This is a genomic window from Cohnella candidum, from assembly GCF_003713065.1.
In the GTDB taxonomy this organism is placed as follows: Bacteria; Bacillota; Bacilli; order Paenibacillales; family Paenibacillaceae; genus Cohnella; species Cohnella candidum.
Genome location: NZ_CP033433.1, coordinates 607,030 through 626,184, shown reverse-complemented (window position 1 = coordinate 626,184; position 19,155 = coordinate 607,030). Strand labels below are relative to the sequence as shown.

General features: G+C 56.6%; 14 protein-coding genes. 1 reads left to right on the top strand and 13 read right to left on the bottom strand.

The features are described from left to right. Positions 1 to 115 precede the first annotated feature (115 nt). Positions 116 to 595: a CcdC family protein gene (locus EAV92_RS02820; RefSeq protein ID WP_123039669.1), complete on the top strand. Its 480-nt coding sequence runs from the start codon at positions 116 to 118 to the stop codon at positions 593 to 595. Between the two features lie 48 nt (positions 596 to 643). Here the strand turns inward: EAV92_RS02820 and mmsB are convergent, their stop codons facing one another. The 13 genes from mmsB to EAV92_RS02755 all read right to left on the bottom strand — a co-directional run bounded on the left by mmsB (position 644) and on the right by EAV92_RS02755 (position 19,034). Beyond that, complete coding sequence (mmsB, locus tag EAV92_RS02815) at positions 644 to 1,804, bottom strand: multiple monosaccharide ABC transporter permease (RefSeq protein ID WP_123039668.1); 1,161 nt, start codon at positions 1,802 to 1,804, stop codon at positions 644 to 646. Between the two features lie 3 nt (positions 1,805 to 1,807). Further along, entirely contained in the window at positions 1,808 to 3,319 is a 1,512-nt protein-coding gene (gene mmsA, locus EAV92_RS02810) for a multiple monosaccharide ABC transporter ATP-binding protein (protein WP_123043536.1), read from the bottom strand. Between the two features lie 122 nt (positions 3,320 to 3,441). After that, positions 3,442 to 4,584 carry a multiple monosaccharide ABC transporter substrate-binding protein gene (gene chvE / locus EAV92_RS02805; RefSeq protein ID WP_123039667.1) on the bottom strand — a complete coding sequence of 381 codons (1,143 nt, stop codon included), beginning with the start codon at positions 4,582 to 4,584 and terminating at the stop codon, positions 3,442 to 3,444. A gap of 185 nt (positions 4,585 to 4,769) precedes the next feature. Next, positions 4,770 to 5,987, bottom strand: a complete 1,218-nt coding sequence (locus EAV92_RS02800; protein ID WP_123039666.1) for a response regulator — start codon at positions 5,985 to 5,987, stop codon at positions 4,770 to 4,772. Positions 5,988 to 5,990: 3 nt separating this feature from the next. After that, the gene (locus EAV92_RS02795; protein ID WP_241158413.1) at positions 5,991 to 7,805 is read right to left on the bottom strand and encodes a cache domain-containing sensor histidine kinase; all 1,815 of its coding nucleotides are present in this window, start codon (positions 7,803 to 7,805) and stop codon (positions 5,991 to 5,993) included. Between the two features lie 21 nt (positions 7,806 to 7,826). Continuing rightward, a complete protein-coding gene (locus tag EAV92_RS02790) occupies positions 7,827 to 8,834 on the bottom strand; it encodes a substrate-binding domain-containing protein (RefSeq protein ID WP_123039665.1) in 1,008 nt (335 codons plus the stop codon). Between the two features lie 177 nt (positions 8,835 to 9,011). Next, positions 9,012 to 10,964: a glycoside hydrolase family 127 protein gene (locus tag EAV92_RS02785; RefSeq protein ID WP_123039664.1), complete on the bottom strand. Its 1,953-nt coding sequence runs from the start codon at positions 10,962 to 10,964 to the stop codon at positions 9,012 to 9,014. Between the two features lie 33 nt (positions 10,965 to 10,997). Further along, entirely contained in the window at positions 10,998 to 11,825 is an 828-nt protein-coding gene (locus tag EAV92_RS02780; RefSeq protein ID WP_123039663.1) for a carbohydrate ABC transporter permease, read from the bottom strand. Positions 11,826 to 11,838: 13 nt separating this feature from the next. Further along, on the bottom strand, positions 11,839 to 12,723 hold the full coding sequence (locus EAV92_RS02775; RefSeq protein ID WP_123039662.1) for a carbohydrate ABC transporter permease: 885 nt from the start codon (positions 12,721 to 12,723) through the stop codon (positions 11,839 to 11,841). 62 nt (positions 12,724 to 12,785) lie between these two features. Further along, positions 12,786 to 14,147, bottom strand: coding sequence for an ABC transporter substrate-binding protein (locus EAV92_RS02770; RefSeq protein WP_123039661.1), 1,362 nt, complete (start codon positions 14,145 to 14,147; stop codon positions 12,786 to 12,788). A 130-nt stretch (positions 14,148 to 14,277) separates the two neighbouring features. Further along, positions 14,278 to 15,654, bottom strand: coding sequence for an ABC transporter substrate-binding protein (locus EAV92_RS02765; RefSeq protein WP_123039660.1), 1,377 nt, complete (start codon positions 15,652 to 15,654; stop codon positions 14,278 to 14,280). Continuing rightward, entirely contained in the window at positions 15,651 to 17,495 is a 1,845-nt protein-coding gene (locus EAV92_RS02760) for a sensor histidine kinase (RefSeq protein ID WP_123039659.1), read from the bottom strand. The genes EAV92_RS02765 and EAV92_RS02760 overlap by 4 nt, the downstream gene beginning before the upstream one ends. Beyond that, entirely contained in the window at positions 17,496 to 19,034 is a 1,539-nt protein-coding gene (locus EAV92_RS02755) for a response regulator transcription factor (RefSeq protein WP_123039658.1), read from the bottom strand. Positions 19,035 to 19,155 lie beyond the last annotated feature (121 nt).

Genomic DNA, 19,155 nt, shown 5'->3' with positions numbered 1-19,155 from the left:
CTGTGAAGGGAACAACCTTGATTGATCTCACCTGGAATTGATTACGTTTGTCACTATGACGGTCCGGCCGCATTCTTTATGATAGAAACATCAACGATACAAGGTGGTTCGGAAAATGAACGGAAGTTCGATTTACGTAGTTATCGCGCTGATTGCGGCATTGGTATTGTGGAGAAGAACGAAAAGCATGTATCGCCCGATCCGGGGGAACGGCACCCGGCTGCTGATCCCACTCATCTTCTTGCTTCCGGCATTGTCGATGATTTTGAACCCGAATGTGAACGTACCGGCATGGGAATTCGGCGCCGCCTTCGGACTCGGCATCCTGTTCTCGATCCCGCTCATCTGGACGACCAATTACGAGGTCAGGGAAGACAACCTGATTTACGCACGCAAAAACTGGGGATTCATTGCGGCTTTCCTCGGCATCCTGATCATCCGGTTCGTCCTTCGCCGGGAGTTGTCCGGCATGGATCCGCAAGCGCTCATGGCATTGTTCATGACGGTCGCGTTCGGTTACCTCCTTCCGTGGAGAATCGCTTCGTTCATCAAATTCCGCCGCTTGCTGCTTAGCCGGTCTTACGCCGCCGAATAACATAAAAACGCCCTTCCCGCAGGAAGGGCGCCTCGCGAAACGGCTGAATCAAGCCGTTTTGTTTTTATTATAGATATCGAATCCGACCGCGAGCAGCAGAACCAGACCTTTGATTCCTTGCTGCCAATCGATGCCGAGGCCGATCAGCGACATGCCGTTGTTCATGACGCCCATGACCAGGCCGCCGATGATGGCTCCCATGACGGTCCCGATGCCTCCGGATGCGGAGGCCCCTCCTATGAAGCACGCCGCGATCGCGTCCAGCTCGAAGTTCACTCCCGCCTTCGGAGTAGCTGCGTTCAAACGCGCCGCATAGATCAACCCCGACAACGCGGCGAGCGCTCCCATATTGACGAACACCCAGAACGTGACTTTTTTCGTTTTCACGCCGGACAGCTTCGCCGCTTTCTCGTTTCCGCCGAGCGCGTATGTGTGGCGGCCCATCACCGTTTTTCTCATGATAAAAGAGTAAATGACGACGAGAACGAACAGGATGATCAGGATATAAGGAATGCCCCGATACTTAGCCAGCACATACGTGAAAATATTGATGACGGCTGCATAGGCGGCCAATTTGGCGATGAACAACGGAAACGGAAGATCGTCAAAGCCGTACTTCATCTGCGTTCTGCGCGATCTCCACTCCTGCGCGATGACGATGACGGTCAGCACGATTCCGATGATGATCGTCAACGTATTCAGCGAACCCCCGCCGATATCCGGCAGAAATCCGTTGCTCATCCGCTGGAACGCCTTCGGAAACGGAGCGATCGATTTGCCTTCCAGCACGATCATCGTCAGCCCCCGGAACAGCAGCATGCCCGCAAGCGTCACGATGAACGAAGGAATGCGGACATAGGCGATCCAGAAGCCTTGCCAAGCCCCCACCAATGCCCCGAGAAGCAGGGAGAGGACGAGCGCGACGACGAACGGCATTCCGTGATTGACCATCATGATGGCGGACACCGAGCCGACGAAAGCGGCCACGGAACCGACCGACAGATCGATGTGCCCGGTGATGATCACGAGAACCATGCCGATGGCCAGCACGAGGATGTAGCTGTTCTGCTGGATCAAATTCGTGATGTTGAGAGGTTTAAGCAAAATGCCGTGCGACAAAATCTGGAACAAAATCGTGATGGCCACGAGCGCGATGATCATGCCATATTGGCGGACGTTATTTCGGAACAGGTTTTTCATGGCGTCCACGGTTCACTCCCCCTTGCTTTTCGTCATGTATTTCATCAGCGTCTCTTGCGACGCGTCTTGTCTCTCGACTTCGCCGGTCATGCGTCCTTCGCTCATGACATAGATCCGGTCGCACATGCCGAGGATTTCGGGCAGCTCCGAGGAAATCAGGAGAATCCCTTTGCCTTCGGCAGCCAACTGATGGATGATCGAATAGATTTCGAACTTGGCTCCGACGTCGATGCCCCGGGTCGGCTCATCCAGGATGAGAATGTCCGGCTGGGAAAAAATCCATTTGCTGAGCACGACCTTCTGTTGGTTGCCGCCGCTTAGATTGCCTGTCTTCTGGAGGACGCTCGGCGTTTTGATGTTCATTTTTCGGCGGAACTCCTCGGCCACGACGACTTCCTCTTGATCATTCACGACCGAGCTCCGGGAAATTTGCTTCAAGTTCGCGAGGGAAATGTTCCGTTTGATATCGTCGATCAGCACCAGCCCGAAATTTTTCCGGTCCTCGGTGACATACGCCACGCCGTGCCCGATCGCCTCCGGGATGTTCCGGAACTGCACCGGTTTGCCGTTTTTAAGAATGTCTCCGCTGATTTTGCTTCCGTACGAACGTCCGAACAAGCTCATGGCCAATTCCGTGCGGCCCGCCCCCATGAGTCCGGCGATGCCGACGATTTCCCCGCGCCGGATATGGAAGCGGACGTCGTCGATCATTTTCCGGTCCAAGTGCTGGGGATGGTAAACCGTCCAGTTCTTCACCTCGAAGACCGTCTCTCCGATATTCGGAACCCGCTCAGGATACCGGTGGGACAAGTCCCGCCCGACCATTCCTTTGATGATTCTGTCTTCGGTCACCTCGTCAAGGCGCATATCGAGCGTTTCGATCGTTTTGCCGTCCCGCAGGATCGTGATGGAATCCGCGACTTTCGCGATTTCGTTCAGCTTGTGGGAGATGATGATCGAGGAAATGCCCTGCTCCTTCAATCTCAAGATCAACCGGAGCAAATTGTCGCTGTCTTCTTCGTTGAGCGCCGCCGTAGGTTCGTCCAAGATGAGAAGCTGCACTTTTTTGGACAAGGCCTTGGCGATTTCGACGAGCTGCTGTTTGCCGACGCCGAGGTTCGTGATGAGCGTGTTCGGATTTTCTTCCAAGCCGACCGTCCGAAGAAGCTCTTTCGTCCGGACGACCGTTTCGTTCCAATCGATGATCCCCCTGCGGGCCTGCTCGTTGCCGAGGAAGATGTTTTCGGCGATGGACAAGTACGGAATGAGCGCGAGCTCCTGGTGAATGATGACGATGCCCAGGTTCTCGCTTTGCTTGATGTCTTTGAACTCGCAGGTCCGGCCCTTGAACAGGATATCCCCCTCGTAAGAGCCGTGCGGATAGACGCCGCTCAGCACCTTCATCAAAGTGGATTTCCCGGCGCCGTTTTCCCCGCAAAGGGCGTGAACCTCCCCCTCCTTGACGGAGAGGTTGACGTCCTCCAGCGCTTTGACGCCCGGGAACGTCTTGGTAATTCCCCGCATCTCCAATATCGCTTGCGCCACTATGCTTCACCCGGCTTTCTCCTAAAGTGCAAATGATTCCGCGACGGCATGCGGCGGCAGCCATCGCGAAATCATTCGGCTCATTGCGGCTTTCTCGCGGCTTATTTCAATTGATCTTCGGTGTAGTAGCCGGTGTCGACGAGCGCTTGCTTGTAATTGCTCTTATCGACGGATACGGGAACGAGCAGGTAAGAAGGAACGACTTTCACTCCGTTGTTGTACGTCTTCTCGTCGTTCACTTCCGGCTTTTTGCCGTTCAGCATGGCGTCCGCCATACCGACGGCCACTTTGGCCAGTTCGCGGGTGTCCTTGAACACCGTCTGCGTCTGCTCGCCGGCGATGATCGACTTCACCGAAGCGAGCTCGGCGTCTTGGCCCGTGATGATCGGCAGCGGTTTGTCGCCGGAGCCGTAGCCTACGCCTTTCAGCGAGGACAGGATGCCGATGCTGATGCCGTCGTACGGAGACAAGACCGCGTCCACTTTAGCGGAAGAGTAGTTGGCCGAAAGCAGGTTATCCATGCGGGATTGGGCGACGCCGCCGTCCCAACGCAGCGTGGCGGCCTGATCGAATTTCGTTTGGCCGGATTTGACGACCAGCTTGCCGCTGTCCATATAGGGCTTGAGCACGCTCATGGCACCGTCGAAGAAGAAGTAAGCGTTGTTGTCGTCCGGAGACCCGGCGAACAGTTCGATGTTGAACGGGCCTTTGCCGTCTTTCAAACCGAGCTTTTCTTCGATGTAAGAGGCTTGAAGGACGCCGACTTTGAAGTTATCGAACGTGGCGTAGTAGTCCACGTATTCGCTTTTCTTGATCAGGCGGTCGTATGCGATGACCGGGATATTCGCGTCATGCGCCTTCTGCAGCACGTCCGTCAGCGCTTCACCGTCGATCGAGGCGATGACGAGCAGCTTCACGCCTTTCGTTATCATGTTCTCGATCTGGGATACCTGGTTCTCCACGACGTCTTCCCCGTATTGGAGGTCCGTCTTGTAGCCGAGCGCTTCGAATTGCTTCACCATGTTGGCGCCGTCGTTCACCCAGCGCTCCGAAGATTTCGTCGGCATCGCGATGCCGATCGTACCTTTGTCCCCGCCGGACGCGGGCGCGCTGGCGGAAGGGCTTGCGGAAGCGGACGAACCGCTGTCCGATGATGCGGCCGAGCCGCCGTCGTTTTTGCCGCCGCATGCCGCCAAGACGACGACAAACGCGAGCAGAAGAGCGAGAATCGAAAACTTTTTCATGTATTGAACTCCCCTTTCAATGGTCTGGACTCAATGTACCATCCGCCCGGAAAAGCGTCTTTCGAAGAAAAGAACAACTTTTTTCGAAAATTTAACTTTCCTTCGGCGAGGTTTCGATGCATGAAAAAACACCCCGCGGCCATCCGCGAGGTGTTTGATTGCAGCTTTGCGCTGCCGTTCCTGACCTATTCCGCCTCCGACAATTCGCCCTTCCGATACCGAATGGGAGAGACGCCGACCGCTTTTTTGAACGCTGTGCTGAAGTAATGCTGCGACTCGTACCCGACCGCTTCCGCGATATCCGCCATGCTTAAGCTCGTCGTATTCAGCAGTTGAATGGCTTTGGAGATGCGCGTCTGCGTCAATAAAGACACGAAGGTCGTCCCCATCTCCTGTTTGAAAAGCCGGCTTAAATAAACGGAAGAAACGCCGATCGTCTGCGCCGTTTCCTCCAGCGACAGCCGCGAGTCCGGGTAGTGCTCCAGCACGTAATGCCGCGCCCTGCGCAGAAGCGGCGATACCGCGGCTTCTTTATAGACGCCGCTGCGGGCTTTGCGGTAAGCCGCGGAAATCCCGTCGAATCCGTGTTCGATCGGCTCCGCATGCGTCACGGCTTGCAGCTTCAAGTAGTGAATGACCGCTTTCTCCAGCCCAGCGAACAGAGCCGGATCGGTCGCATTCCACACGATCGCGCACAGGAAACCGAGCGGATCCCGAAAAAGCACGTGCGGAAACTCGCCAAGGATCTCGTCCGCTATATTCTCCGTGGCGAACAGCATCAATTGCCGGTCGCGTTCGGAGCGTACGGTCGGCCCGAGGTCCGCCTCCGGCCAGCGAAGAATGCCGAACAAGCCCGGCGGCTCTCCCGGCAGATCGAGAAATTTGAGCTGCTCCAGCACTTCCTCCCGGCCGACGGCTTCCTCGATCCATTCGTTGCAAAACCGTTCCCGCAGGAGCGGAATGTTTTTGCGGATCTGCCTCGAGGCCAGCTGAAGATGTTTCTCCTGCTCCCTCGACCGTTCCAGGTCGAGCGCGATTTTCTCCATGACGGCCATCAGCTGTTCCGGCTTCGCGGGCTTCAGGATGTACTCGTCCACGCCGAAACGGATGGCTTGCTGCGCGTACCCGAACTCGTCATGTCCGGTCACGATCACGATCCGGCAATCGGGCAGCCGATCCTTTAATTCCCGGATGAGATCCATCCCGTTCATGATCGGCATGTTCAAGTCGGCCAGCACCAGGTCGGCGGAGTGGCGAAGCGCATGCTCCAACGCCTCCTCCCCGTCCTCCGCTTCCGCGACGACTTCCATGCGGAGCCATCTCCAATCGACGGCCTCCCGGATTCCTTCGCGGATGATCGGTTCATCGTCGGCGATGACGACTTTCCAAGGCTTTTCGTTCATCGGTCAATTCACCTCCTGCATGGGATAAGCGATCGTGACGGTCGTCCCGAAACCGGGACGGCTGTCGATCTGGATGCCGTATTCCGGCTTGCCGTAAGTGAGCAGAAGGCGGGACTGCACGTTGGTCAAGCCGTAACCGGAGCCGGAGCTGCCGAAGCCGGAATCGCTCTCCATCGCGCTTGCCAATTTGTCTCGCATGGCCGCCAGCTTCCGGTCGTCCATGCCGACGCCGTCGTCCGTGACGGAAAGAACGATCCGCCCGTCCCATTCGCTTCCCTTCACGAGAATGCGGCCGATCCCCCTGCGCTCCTTGATGCCATGGTAGATGGCGTTCTCGACGATCGGCTGCAGAATCACTTTGAGCACGGGAACATGCGCGATTTGCGGATCCAATTCCAGCTCGAACAGCAGCTTGTCCTTGTACCGCATTTGTTGAATTTGCAAATAGCTGCGGACGTGATCGAATTCTTCGGCGAGCGGAATGAACTCGCTGCCTTTGCTGAGGCCGATGCGGAAAAGCTTCGACAACGCTTCCACCATTTCCGCGACGTCGGCGGCTCCCCTTTTCCGTGACATCCAGTGGATTGTGTCCAACGTGTTATAGAGGAAATGCGGTTTGATCTGCGCCTGCAGGATCCGCAGCTCGGCTTCCCGCTTCTGCTTTTCTTGCCGCTCGGTCAGGGACATCAGGTCATGGATTTTCGTCAGCATGCTGTTAAAGCTGCGTCCCAGCATGCCTACCTCGTCCATGCCTCCTCCCCAGTACCGCGTGGTCAAATCTCCGGATTCCGCCCGCTGCATGAAAGCCATCAACCGGTGAATCGGACGGGAAATGCCTTGCGACAGCGCGAATGAGGCCGTAATGCCCAGGATGCAGACGCCGAATACGAAAGCCGCCACATAGAGTCGGATCTGTTTGATTTCAGGCGCAGCTTCCGAAGTGGAGAACGCTCCGATCGTCGACCACTTCGTAAACGGGGATTTCAGAAAAATGAACTGCAGCTTGCGTCCGTTGACCGTTTGCACGAAATTGCCCGAAGACTGACCGTCCATCCAACCGAGCGGAATCGTTTCGAAGCCGAGTTGTTTCGGAACGTAAATGGGCTCGCCATGCTCATCCAGCACGAACAGCATGCCCGTCTTCCCGAGCCTCACGTCTTTGGCCGTTTCGACGATCACCCGCAGCTTCAAATCGATCAACACGACGCCCAGCACCCGTTGGGTGTCCGGGTCGAGCACGGCGCGGACGGCCGATACGACTTCGGCCTCCTTGTAATTGGCATGCGTCGTGACGCTGCGTCCGTAAGGATGGCCGATCATCTGGAAGATCCCTTTGCCGCTTACCGCTTCCTGGTACCAATTCTCCAAGGTCAGGTCCGTCGACGATCTTCCGTACATGTCGTTGCTGAGCGATTCTCCCTTGCTGTTGACCAGCATGATACCGGCGATCTCCGTCTGAAGCGTGGAGAAGCCCCTTAGGAAATCAAGGGCTTCGTTCCTCGCTTCCCTCGGAAGATGATCGCCGTGAAGGAACTTCTGGATTTGGGCGTTGCCCGAAATCAAATAGGTCGTGTTCTGCACGTTGTCGGCGTAAAATTCGAGCGTCCGGTTGACTTTCGAGATCAGCTGCAGCGTATTGGCGTTCATCTGCCTTTCGATGACCCGGTTGACGACCAAGTCGGTCAAAATGCCGAGCGCGAGGGAAGGCAGGATGGTAATGAGCAGAAAATGCATGAGCAGCTTGCTGCGGATCGGCAGGTTTCCCGGGAGCCATCGCGAAAAGTAGGAGCGCTTCGTCGGGATGGGCATCTTGTGCATCGGTTCGCTCCCCTTATTCCGTTATTTGGCGTAATACTGATCGACGTTCGCTTTGGTGACGACCGTGATGCCGGTGTCGATGTAGGGAGGAAGCGAATGGTTCCCTTGCAGGTCCTCGTTGCCCGGCTGCACCAAATTGTGATGATGGTGGAACAGCTCCATGAGCGACCAGTACCCCATGTTCCACGTGCCTTGGGCCAGCGTGGCGTTAATGGTTCCGTCTTTGACCATGTCGAGCGTCCCTTTGTCCGTATCGAAGCCGATCAAAGCGATGCGGCCGGCAATACCGCGGTCCTTCAGGGCTTGGCCGATCCCGACGCCTCCGTTCGCCTGCGTGGCGAAAAACCCGCCGACGTCCGGGTATTTCGCGAGTATCGCCTCGGCCGCGCGTTCCGAAGCTTGGATATCGCCTTTGCCGTCCGCCACCTGCACGATTTCCATGGAGGGAAACTCTTGGCGTAGCGTCTCCTTGAACCCGTTGGTCCGTTCTTCATGATTCAACTGGCTCGGCTGGGTGATGACCGCGACTTTGCCTCTGCCGCCGAGCAGCCGGCCCATTTCCCTGGCGGCTTGCATGCCGGCGTTATAATTGTCCGTTCCGAGAAAGGAATAGGCCGCGCTCTTCGGCGCGCCGGAATCGAAAAGGACGACCGGAATCCCCGCTTTGATCGCTTTGGCGATGGAAAGGTTCAGGGCCTCCGAGTTGATGGCGGTAATGGCAATGCCGGCGGGTTTACGGGCGATGACCTGCTCGAGCACCGTGATCTCCTCGTTCGGGTCGTATTGCGTCGCCCCGCGGAACTCCACGGATACGTTCAGGGATTGGGCCGCGTCTTCGAACCCTTTCATGATCGTGCGCCAATAGTCGAGACCCGATTGGAACGTGACCATCACGTATTTTTCTTCGATATCCCCCGCGAGGCCGGTCGGCGTCTGGTTCCAATCGCCTTGCCGATCGTCCCGGATGCCGTAATACCATACGAATATCAGAAATAGGACCGTGAACAGTCCGTAAACGATCCCATACATCGGTCTTCTCACCGGCTCGCCTCCCGTGATGCATCGCGCGCAACTTGTATCCCCTTTCATCATAACCACGATTCCCGATGAAGTCATTTGCAATTTTCGATCCGATTTTTCGATTTCATAAACAAAAACAACCCGGTCGTCACCGACCGGATTGTCCCTTCGTTGCTCGCAATCGATTTAAGCCTTCTCTTTGACCCAGACCGCCATTTCGCCGACGCCGCGGTTCGCCCAAGCGTAATAAGGAACGAACGTCAGCGCCGCCGGCTCGAAGCTTGTATCGGCATCCCGCCGGTAGAGCTCCTCTCCCCAGTCCTTCTCCGAAAGGCGCTGGGCATCCATGCGGATGACCTGCACGCCTCCGAGCGTATTCGGGTCGAATTCGCTTATCGCCTCGCTTCGGCTCGGGAGGAACAGTCCCTGCAGGTTTTTCCCGTTATCCGCCTCTTCCAAGCAATACACGAGGGGGCCGCGCTGAAGGGCCGTTTTGCCGACGGTATCCCGCAGCAGCGGATGGCCTTTGATCCGGAGGACGTCCATGGGCAGCACGAGCTCGACTTGATCGCCGCTCTTCCACCATCTGCGGATCAAGGCATACCCGTTCGCCGTCTCGGCGTCATATAGCTCGCCGTTCAGGCGGATGACCGCAGCCCCGCTCCATTCCGGAATCCGCAAGGCCAACGTAAAGTCGGACTCGGACTCGACCTCCAACTCGAACCTCACGCGCCCTTCCCAAGGAAGTTCGGACTGCTGTTTGAACCGAATCCTCTGTCCGCCGACCTCGATATCGGCTTCTCCGCCCACGTACAAGTGCGCATTAACCGACCGATCCTTCACGGTATACAAATACTGTCCGAGCGAAGCCAGCAGACGGGCGACGTTCGGCGGGCAGCACGCGCATCCGAACCAGCCTTGGCGAACCGGTTTGACATGGTCGTACGCATGGTTTTTCCCGCAGGCGTCCGGCCAAAGCTCCAGCGGATTCACGTAGAAGAAGTGCCTGCCGTCCTTGGACATGCCGCCGAGCACCGTATTGTACAAAGCGCGTTCCATGACGTCGGCGTAGCGGCTGTCCGGTTCAATATTCAGCATACGTTGGGCGAAGAAGATGAGCCCGATGGAAGCGCACGTTTCCGCATAAGCGGTATCGCTCGGCAGATCGTAGTCGAGCGTGAACGATTCCTCCTGAGCCATCGAGCCGATGCCGCCCGTTACGTACATTCGTCTCGTGACGATGCTTTTCCATAATCGGCGGCACGCTTCCAGCAATCCCTCGTCTCCGGTCTCTGCCGCAATGTCGGCCATGGCGGCGCACATGTAAACGAGTCGAACGGAATGCCCTTCCGCGCTCTCTTGTTCACGGATCGGAGCGTGCGCTTGGCTGTAGGAGCGTTTCGTGATCATGAAATCGGAACCCCAATGGTTCGTGCGGCCGCGGCGTTCGTATTCCCGATCGTAAAAATGCGGCTCCCGGCCCCGTTCGTCGAGGAAAAAGCGGCTCAGCCGCAAATAGCGCGCCTCCCCCGTGGCATGGTACAGCTTGACCAGCGCGAGTTCGATTTCCTGATGCCCGTCGTATCCCCGAATTTTATCCGGTTCGGGGCCGAAGACGGAGTCGATATGGTCCGCGAGCCGGCAAACCGCGTCCAGGATTTTGCGTTTGCCCGTCGCTTGATAATAGGCGACAGCGCCTTCGATCAGGTGCCCGGCCGTGTAAAGCTCATGGCACTCGGACAGGTTGGTCCACTCCCTGCCCGGCTCCTTGAGCAGGTAATACGTGTTCACGTACCCGTCTTCGCGCTGCGCTTTCGCGATCAGATCGATGACGGCGTCGGCCACTTGCTCCAGATCCGGATCCGGCTCGGTTTGCAGCAAATAACCGACCGCTTCCAGCCATTTGGCCACGTCGCTGTCCTGAAACACCATGCCGTAGAACTCTCCGGTCTCTTCCCCGGCCGCGATTTTGAAATTCCGAATGGCACGGCTCGGCTCCGCGCCGGGAACCCGGTCGTTCAAGGCGTCCCACTGATAAGGGACGACGACGTCCCGAACGAGACGGATGTATTCGGACCAGAACGGGTCCTGTATGCGGACGCCCTTGAGGGATAGGACCGAGCTTCGCTGTTGACTCATCGTCGTACTCACTCCAAACCGGATAGATTTTCCCTATTCGCCCTTCAGCCCGGATAACGTAACGCCCCGAACGAATAAGTCTTGCGCGAGCAAAAACACGATCAATATCGGCAATACCGTAATGACGGTCGCGGCCATCAAGCCCGGCCAATCCGTCGAGTACAACCCTTGCATGTTGGCCAGGCCGAGCGTCAGCGTCATTTTCTTCATGGAGCTCAAGAACACGAGGGGATTCACGAAGTCGTTCCACGTTCCCATCGTAATGAAGATGCCAAGCGTCGCAAGCGCGGGCTTGGACAGCGGAACGAAGATTCGCCAATAGATGCCGAAAGGCGTGCAGCCGTCGATTTTAGCCGCCTCTTCCAGCGCGCCGGGTATCGTCGAGAAAAACTGGCGAAGCAGGAAGGTGCCGAAAGCCGATACGAGCCCGGGCAAAATCAACGACCAATGGGTATCGAGCAGCCCGTAAAATTTCATGAGCAGGAACGTCGGAATCATCGTGACTTGGGCCGGCACCATGAGCGTCGCCAAGTACAGGCCGAACAGCCCGTCGCGGAAACGGAACCGCAGCCTCGCGAACACATAACCGGCCATCGAACTCGTCACGAGCTGGAAGACGACGACGATCACCGTGATTTTGAGAGTGTTGAAGAAGAACAGATCAAACGGGAAACGATCGGTCATATGCAAATAATTGGAGAATTTCAGGTGCTCCCCCAGGAACTTAGGCGGATACGTAAACACCTCGTTCAAATTTTTCAGGGAGGTACAAAGCGACCATATAAAAGGGAACAGCATGACGGCGGAGCCCAGAAGAAGGATGGCGTGGGCCGCCGGTTTCATCCAGTAGCGCGGTTTCATCTCGTCCTCCTCCTTAGTAGATACTCCATTTTTTCTGCCTCCAGAACTGGACGAAAGTGACGATCAGCACGATGAAGAACAGAACGTAGGCCATCGCGCTCGCATACCCCATGCGGAAATACTGGAAAGCGTTCTGGAAGATGTAGAAGACCAGCACGGAGGTGGTTCTCGCCGGACCGCCTTGCGTCATCAAGTAAACCGTATCGAACACCTGGAACGAGTTGATCACCGACATGACCGTGACGAAGAAAGTCGTCGGGGACAACAGCGGAACGGTGATGTTGCGGAACTTGGAGAACCAACTCGCTCCGTCAATGTCGGCGGCTTCGTAGTAGGATTCGGAGATGGATTGAAGGCCGGCGAGAAAGATCAGCATGTTGAAGCCGAGGCTTTTCCATATGCTCGTTATGATAATGGCCGGCATCGCCCAATGGGTGCTGGTGAGCCAGGCGGGGCCGTCGATGCCGAACCAAGACAAGGCATAGTTGAGCAATCCGAATTCGGGATTGTAGATCCATTGCCAGATGACGCCGACGGCGACCATCGAGCTAATGACCGGAATGAAGAAAGCCGCCCGGTAGAACCGCATGAGGTTCAGCTTTTGGTTCAGGAACACGGCCAGCAGCAAGGAAAGCACGATGCCGACCGGCACGCTGACCAGCGTAAAGTAAAACGTATTGCCGAGCACTTGCGGGAACACGGGATCCTGAAACAGTTCCTTGTAATTCCGAAACCCGTTGAATTGGAACGAATCCGTCAAATTCCACCCGGAGAAGCTGATCACGAACGTAGCCAGTACCGGCAGGAGCAAGAACATCAAGAACCCGACAATGTTGGGCAGCAGCATGAGGAAGGCCCAGAAGCCATCCTTGTAGAGCACGGAAGTTCGCGTTTTCATGGTCTCACCCCGGCAGCGGACCCGGGAAGGCCTTCAGCCTTCCCGGGCGCTCTTTTTTCTGATTATGAATTGGCGGCGATGTCTTTGTTGGCCAGCGTTTCGATATTTTTGACCGTATCGTCGACCGACTGGTTGCCGATGAAGAACTTATCGAGCTCCGCCGTCGTGTCTTCCTGGATTTTCTGGCTGCTGAGCAAGGCGTACGGGTACGGTTTGGAAGAAGTGAAATACGGGATCATGTCCTTAAACCCGTCCGGATGCACGCCCGCCGTCAGCCATTTCTGGATGCCTTCTTCGGTGTACAGCGATTTGTGGTTCGGCAGCCACAGGCCGGCCTTTACGTTTTGAAGCTGGTATTCTTCGGAAGACAGGAACTTGATCAGCTTCCAAGCTTCTTCCGGATGTTTCGTATTGGCGGAAGCAACGTGAAGGTGAGCTTGGCCGTGCGTGACCGCGTCTTTAAACTTAGGAAGGACCCCCATGCCGACTTTGAAGTTCATGTGGGACAGCTCCTGCAGCGACCACGAACCGTCCACGAGCATCGCGATTTTGCCCGTTTGCAGCATTTGCGCCGGGCTCATCCCGCTGTTCGTCAGCAGCTTCGCTTCCGGGCTGACGCCGTCTTTCTTGCGGAGATCGGCGATCGCTTGGAGAACCTCTTTCACTTCCGGCGTGTTGGCCGCGGATTTCTTCAAGTCTTCCGAGAACCAGTTGCCGCCGTTGCTCATGATTTCCGCGATCGTCATGTAGTAGTTTTCCAGGCCATACACGCCGTATTGGTCCACTTTGCTGCCGTTCTTCACGGTCAGTTTCTTCGCGGCGTCCGCGAACTCTTGCCAGGTCCAAGCTTTATTCGGATCGGTCGGAGGATATGCGACTCCGGCTTTGTCGAAGAGATCCTTGTTGTAGTAGACGACCGGCGCCACGATACAGGCCTCGATGCCGTAATACTTGTTGTCCACCGTGCTGAGCTTGACCGCGGAATCGATCAAGTCGTCCGCCACGCCTTCGTTGTTCACCCGGTCGGTGATGTCGAGCAAGCTTTTCCGCTTCACGAAATCGCGGTAGTAGTCGCTTTGCAGGAAGAACACGTCCGGCGCTTCATTGCCGAGCACGAGCGCCTGCATTTTGGCGACGTATTGCGTGCCGCCCGGAATCGTCGTGTATTCGACCTTGATATTCGGGTTTTCTTTCATGAAGAGATCCAAACCCTTTTTGACGCTTTCGGTTTCGAGCGGGCTGACTTCCCAACCCATGAACTTCAAGGTGACTTGCTCTTGCTTTCCGCCTTGCGAATCGCCGCCGCTTGCCGCGGAAGCCGAGCTTTGCGGGGATGGCGCCGCTTCATTCTTGCCTCCGCCGCATGCCGCGAGCAGCAAGGCCAGAATGAGCAGCGCAGCCGTTGCGATAGACCACTTTTTCATGCCAAAGACCCTCCATCGATTGGTGTAGTAGGCGTCGGCTTCGCGTCCGATTGAAACGCTTTCACCGATCGCATGTTCACTATACCGAATCGAAGGAGGGCCGGAATTGCAGTTATTTTTGATTCTTCGACTATTTTTGTACGTTTAAGCGGTTTACCTTTTCCGCAATGCTGCCTAGAGCCGTTTTGGCGCTGACTTCCCCTTGCCAGACCGGGATGAGCCCCGCCGTCACCTCGGGGAAAGTCTCCATTTGGTTCTGAAGATAGTAGCCGACGCTGGGCATTCCGTTCTCGAGCAATTGCTTCATCATGGCGTCCTTGAACCCCGGCGGATGGGCGCGCGGATTGGCGTTCACCCATCGGTCGACGAGTGCGGGATCGGTGTACCACTTTTTGAATACGGGCATCCAGAGACCGTCCGTATACAAATTGATCGCCTTGTTCGGATCGGCCAGCCACTTGTACAGCAGCCATGCCTCCTCCGGATGCTTGGAGGAACGGAACAGCACCGTCGCCCCGCTCAATCCGACCGTTACGCTGCGTTTCAGCTTCGGGAGGACGCCGATGTCGTAATCCACCTTGGCCTTGCCCAGATCGAGATTGATCCATTGGCCGTCGATGATCATGGCCGCAAGGCCCGCCTGCAAAGCGACGTTCATGGCCGGCAGCGACTTCGATTCATAAGGAGACGGCGCGACATGGTAGACGTTCGCCAAGTCCGCCAGCTTCTGAATCGCCTGCGCCGCTTCATCGGAATTCAGCGTGAACCGGGAGCGGTCGGCGCTCACCCAATCCCCTCCGTTGCCGAATACGAAGTTGTTCAGCGGATCCGACCAGGTTTCGAACATGATGCCGTACCGGGCGATACGGTCTTTATCGAACGCCGGATCCAGTGCGTTCCGGCCCTGGCTGTCCAGCGTCAGCCGCTTGGCGGCTTCCACGAACTGCTCCCAGCTCCAGGCATTCTCCGCCTGCGCGGGAGGAATCGGCACGCCGGCCTTCTCCAGCAAATCTTTCCGGTAATACAGGCCGAAGCATTCGGCCGCGGTGCTGATGCCCCAAGCGAAGTCGGGCGACGACTTATACCAGAGATAGTCCAGAAAATCTTCTTTTTTCAAATCCGGGTCCCGGCCCAGAAAATCGAACAGGTTCAAAAACTTGTCCTGCCTCGCGAAAATTTCCCCGAGCTCCGTCGTCATGTAAGCCAGATCGGGCTCCTCGTTGGAAGAAGACAATGCCAGCATCTTCGTGTTGTAATCGGAGTTCGGAAGCTGGATCGGTTCGACCGTAATCCAGGGGTATTCTTGATGAAAACGGGCCAGCGTGCTCTCGATCGCCTTCTTCTCCTCGACCGATCCCCAATAGGTGAATCTGAGCGTAACCGGGTCCCGCGGCACCTTGTCCGATGCCGCCGGATCCGATCCGCCCGAAGGCCAGCGCCAGATCAGCAATGAAACGACGATCAACGTAACCAGCGCTCCCGCCGCCATCCCTCTTGTTCGGTTCATGCCGTCCCTCCCAGCCTTCCGGACAACGGCAGCGTCACGGACACCGCGGTGCCCTCCCCGGGAGCGGATTCAATGGTCAAGCCGTACGGCTCCCCGTACAGAATCCGGATTCTCCGGTTCACGTTGGACAACCCGACATGGCGCTCTCCTTGGAGAAGGTCGACGCGCTTGGCGTTATCCATGCCGCTTCCGTTGTCTTCGATCCGAAATACGCGGCGGTCCCCATTTTCATAGCAGGAAATCCGCAGGACACCGTCTTTTTTCAGCCGCTTGAAGCCGTGAACGAACGCGTTCTCGACGATCGGCTGGAGGAAAAACTTCGGAACCTCGTCCTCCAGCATGCCGGGGTCGATCTCGTATTCCACCCGGATCGCCCCCTCGAACCGCTTGCTCATGATCGTCACGTAACCTTCCAAATAAGTGAGGTCATCCTTGAACCGGACGACGGCGGCCTCCGTTTTCACCATGTGCTTGAGCATGTTGCTGAGGCTGACGACAACTTCGCTGATCTCGCTCTCCCCTTTCTCCAGCGACATCAGGCTCACCATGTTCAGCGTGTTGTACATGAAATGGGGATCCAGCTGCAAATTCAGCGCTTTGATCTCGGCTTCTTGCTCGCGGATGTGAGTCTCGTAATTTTCCTGGATCAGCTTGCGGATGTTTTCGTTCATGTCGTTGTACTTCTTCATCAGCACTTTGAACTCGTAGCTGCCGGTTTCCTCGAAACGGGTGTCGAACCGCCCTTCCCCCGTATTCACGAAAGCCCGGATCATGTTCCTTAAAGGAAGCGTGATCGTACGGGACAGGAAAAAAGACAGGCTGATGAACAAAAGGGTGATCAGACCCACCGAAACGATCAGGTTGCGGACGTATTGACGAATGACGGGTTCCAGCAGCTCTCCCGGCGGGATGACGGCGAGGCTCAGCCACCCGGTAATTTCGGAGCGCGAGAAGGCGACGACTTGCTTCTTCCCCCCGATGTCCAGCATCCTGACGCCGTTTTTCGTATTCATTAACTCCTGCAGCGCGGGAAGATCGATAGGCTTGGCCAGAAGGCTGCGGTCGGGATGGGAGACGACCCGCCCCGTACCGTCCACGACGAAATACGTGCTGCCGCTGACCGGAATGCTCCCGGCGAACACGCCCGAGAAAAGCGAGTCCTTGAAGTTAAGGATCAGGATCGGCTTATCCTGCATGTCCGAATAGGCGCGGAAAGTACCTTTGAAGTAAGTGCCTTGAATCATCGAAACTGCGGAAAACAAGTATTTGTAGTCGTAATCCATGTCCTTCAAATAAGGAACCCGATACATCTCGGCGAAATCGTACGTCGGCACCCATTCCGTTTTTCCCGAGCCGCGGCGGGCGATCCGGCTGATTTCGGTGTCCGAGAAGCCCTGCATCGGGATGAAGTTTTTGGCGTGCTCGCTGTTCGCGGACGAAGCCGTCCCGAAGATGAAATAGGAGGTCGCGACCTGCACGGAATACAGGTCTTGGGACTGGGCGAAATATTTGTCCAGAATTCCCTTGATGCGAAGGTCGGCCGTCAGCACTTCCGTCCGGTTGGCCGGGTGCAAATGGGAAAAGGCATCATAGAAGTCTGCGTCCTCGGTGAATCCGTAAATCATTTCCCGGATCCGGGAAAATTTCGCGTCCAGGATTTCGTTGTTCTTCTTCACGATCGTGAAGACGTCCTTCTTCGCCATCTCTAGAACGGTACGGCGGCTGAGCTGGTAATCGCTGAAGCTAAGCACGAGGATCGTGACGGCGAGCAGGAAAATATACGTGCTGAGCAGCTTGGTGTGGAGGCGGCTTTCCTTCACCGCTTGGAGGATGCGCTTCATTTATTTTCTTCCGTTCATTTGGCGATAGGCGTTCGGGGAAATCCCGGTTTTGCGCTTGAACATCTTGTTGAAATAGGCCGCGTCGCGGAACCCGACCATCGCCGAGACGTCGGCGATTTTGTGTTCGCCGTTGTCCAGGATCGCCTTCGCTTCGCGAATCCGCAGGTCGATCAGATATTCGGAGAAGTTGACGCCGGCTTTGCTTTTGAACAGGTTGCTGAAATACGAAGGATTAAAGTGGAACATCGCCGCGACGGACTCCAGCGAAATCTCTTCCTTGTAATGCTGCTGCAGATAAGCTTGGCACTGAAGGACGAGAATGCCGTTCTTGTCCTGGTGCGCCTTGCCCGCGAGCTCAAGCCACCCATCGACCAGCTTCTTGAATCGGTATCGCAATTCCTGGTAATCCCCGCAAGCCGCAAGCAGGCTCTTGTTTTCGGCAAACGACAGCTCTTTCGTTTCAGGCGGGACCCTATGCCGAAGCCCTTCTGTCAGCTGCCACAAGATCAGGTTCAGCTCCTCTTTCAGCCTCTCCGGATCCGGATAGGGAGGGGTTTCCCCCGCTTGAAAGAACGAGCGGATCAGCTCCATCGCCCGCTTGCGGTCCCCGGCTTTCACCGCGAGCGTCAACGGCTCGGCCAACTCTTGGGAGGCCGGCTTAACGGTTCCCGTAAACGGCCGAACGTCGGTTGCCCACAGAATCGGTTCACCGTGCGCGTAGAAGCGATGACGCAAGGCCAGCACCGCTTCGTCGTAGGCGGCTTTGAGATTTCGGGACAAATCGGCCCGGATCGTACTGACGCCGAGCGCTGCATCCTCCATCCCGTCCGCCCGCAGCTTTTCGAACAGCCGGACGACCTTGCTCACCGTCTCGGATGGTCTGGCGGCAAGCGGGCGATCCAACCACGCGAACGAGACTAAGCTGCCGGATGCCGTATCGCGGAAAATCGCAGAGGGTCCCATAGCGGACAGCAGTTCGTTCATTTTACGTTGCGTAGACTCCTCCGGTGAGCCGACTCCGGGATCGAATACCATGGCGATTCCCGCCCCGGCGGTCGGAATCCGGGATTCGAGTTCCTGCCGCTGGCTGTCGTTCAACGATCCGGAAATCAGCGAGTTCCACAAATGTTCCGCGTAAACCGAGAAAGATTGTTTCAAGGAGGTTTCGGCCGTGAACAGTTCGTCCAGCTTCACCAGCATGCGGTCGATTTCCGGCAAGCCGATCGGCTTGACCAAATATTCCACGACCCGGTGCTCGATCGCCTGCTTCGCGTAGTCGAATTGGCCGTATCCGCTGATCAGCACCGTTTTGATATGCGGCTTGCGGCGGACGATCCTTTCGATCAACGTCAGTCCGTCTACCTCGGGCATCCGGATGTCCGTCAGCACCGCGTCCACGTGTTCCGCTTCGATGATGTCCCACGCGGATTCGGCGTCCGTCGCTTCCAGCACGCGGTACGCCGGCCGCTGCCTGCCGATGATGGCGGCAAGGGACCGGACTTGGCGAGGTTCGTCATCGACTAATAACAAAGTAGCCATCGTTCTCCCACCTTCGTCATGAAAACGCTGTCAAAACAATCATAATATAAATTCCGTCACCCCGAGGGAGTAATTTTTTTTGGAAAACAGTAGAATCTTTAGAACGCGTTAAGAGAGGCAA

Excerpts from the sequence above, each read along its gene's own strand:
- EAV92_RS02795 (WP_241158413.1), bottom strand. The coding sequence starts at position 7,805 with ATGCACAAGATGCCCATCCCGACGAAGCGCTCCTACTTTTCGCGATGG.
- EAV92_RS02765 (WP_123039660.1), bottom strand. The coding sequence starts at position 15,654 with ATGAACCGAACAAGAGGGATGGCGGCGGGAGCGCTGGTTACGTTGATC.
- EAV92_RS02775 (WP_123039662.1), bottom strand. The coding sequence starts at position 12,723 with ATGAAAACGCGAACTTCCGTGCTCTACAAGGATGGCTTCTGGGCCTTC.
- EAV92_RS02780 (WP_123039663.1), bottom strand. The coding sequence starts at position 11,825 with ATGAAACCGCGCTACTGGATGAAACCGGCGGCCCACGCCATCCTTCTT.
- EAV92_RS02800 (WP_123039666.1), bottom strand. The coding sequence starts at position 5,987 with ATGAACGAAAAGCCTTGGAAAGTCGTCATCGCCGACGATGAACCGATC.
- EAV92_RS02790 (WP_123039665.1), bottom strand. The coding sequence starts at position 8,834 with ATGTATGGGATCGTTTACGGACTGTTCACGGTCCTATTTCTGATATTC.
- chvE (WP_123039667.1), bottom strand. The coding sequence starts at position 4,584 with ATGAAAAAGTTTTCGATTCTCGCTCTTCTGCTCGCGTTTGTCGTCGTC.
- EAV92_RS02785 (WP_123039664.1), bottom strand. The coding sequence starts at position 10,964 with ATGAGTCAACAGCGAAGCTCGGTCCTATCCCTCAAGGGCGTCCGCATA.
- EAV92_RS02770 (WP_123039661.1), bottom strand. The coding sequence starts at position 14,147 with ATGAAAAAGTGGTCTATCGCAACGGCTGCGCTGCTCATTCTGGCCTTG.
- EAV92_RS02820 (WP_123039669.1), top strand. The coding sequence starts at position 116 with ATGAACGGAAGTTCGATTTACGTAGTTATCGCGCTGATTGCGGCATTG.
- mmsA (WP_123043536.1), bottom strand. The coding sequence starts at position 3,319 with ATGCGGGGAATTACCAAGACGTTCCCGGGCGTCAAAGCGCTGGAGGAC.
- EAV92_RS02755 (WP_123039658.1), bottom strand. The coding sequence starts at position 19,034 with ATGGCTACTTTGTTATTAGTCGATGACGAACCTCGCCAAGTCCGGTCC.
- EAV92_RS02760 (WP_123039659.1), bottom strand. The coding sequence starts at position 17,495 with ATGAAGCGCATCCTCCAAGCGGTGAAGGAAAGCCGCCTCCACACCAAG.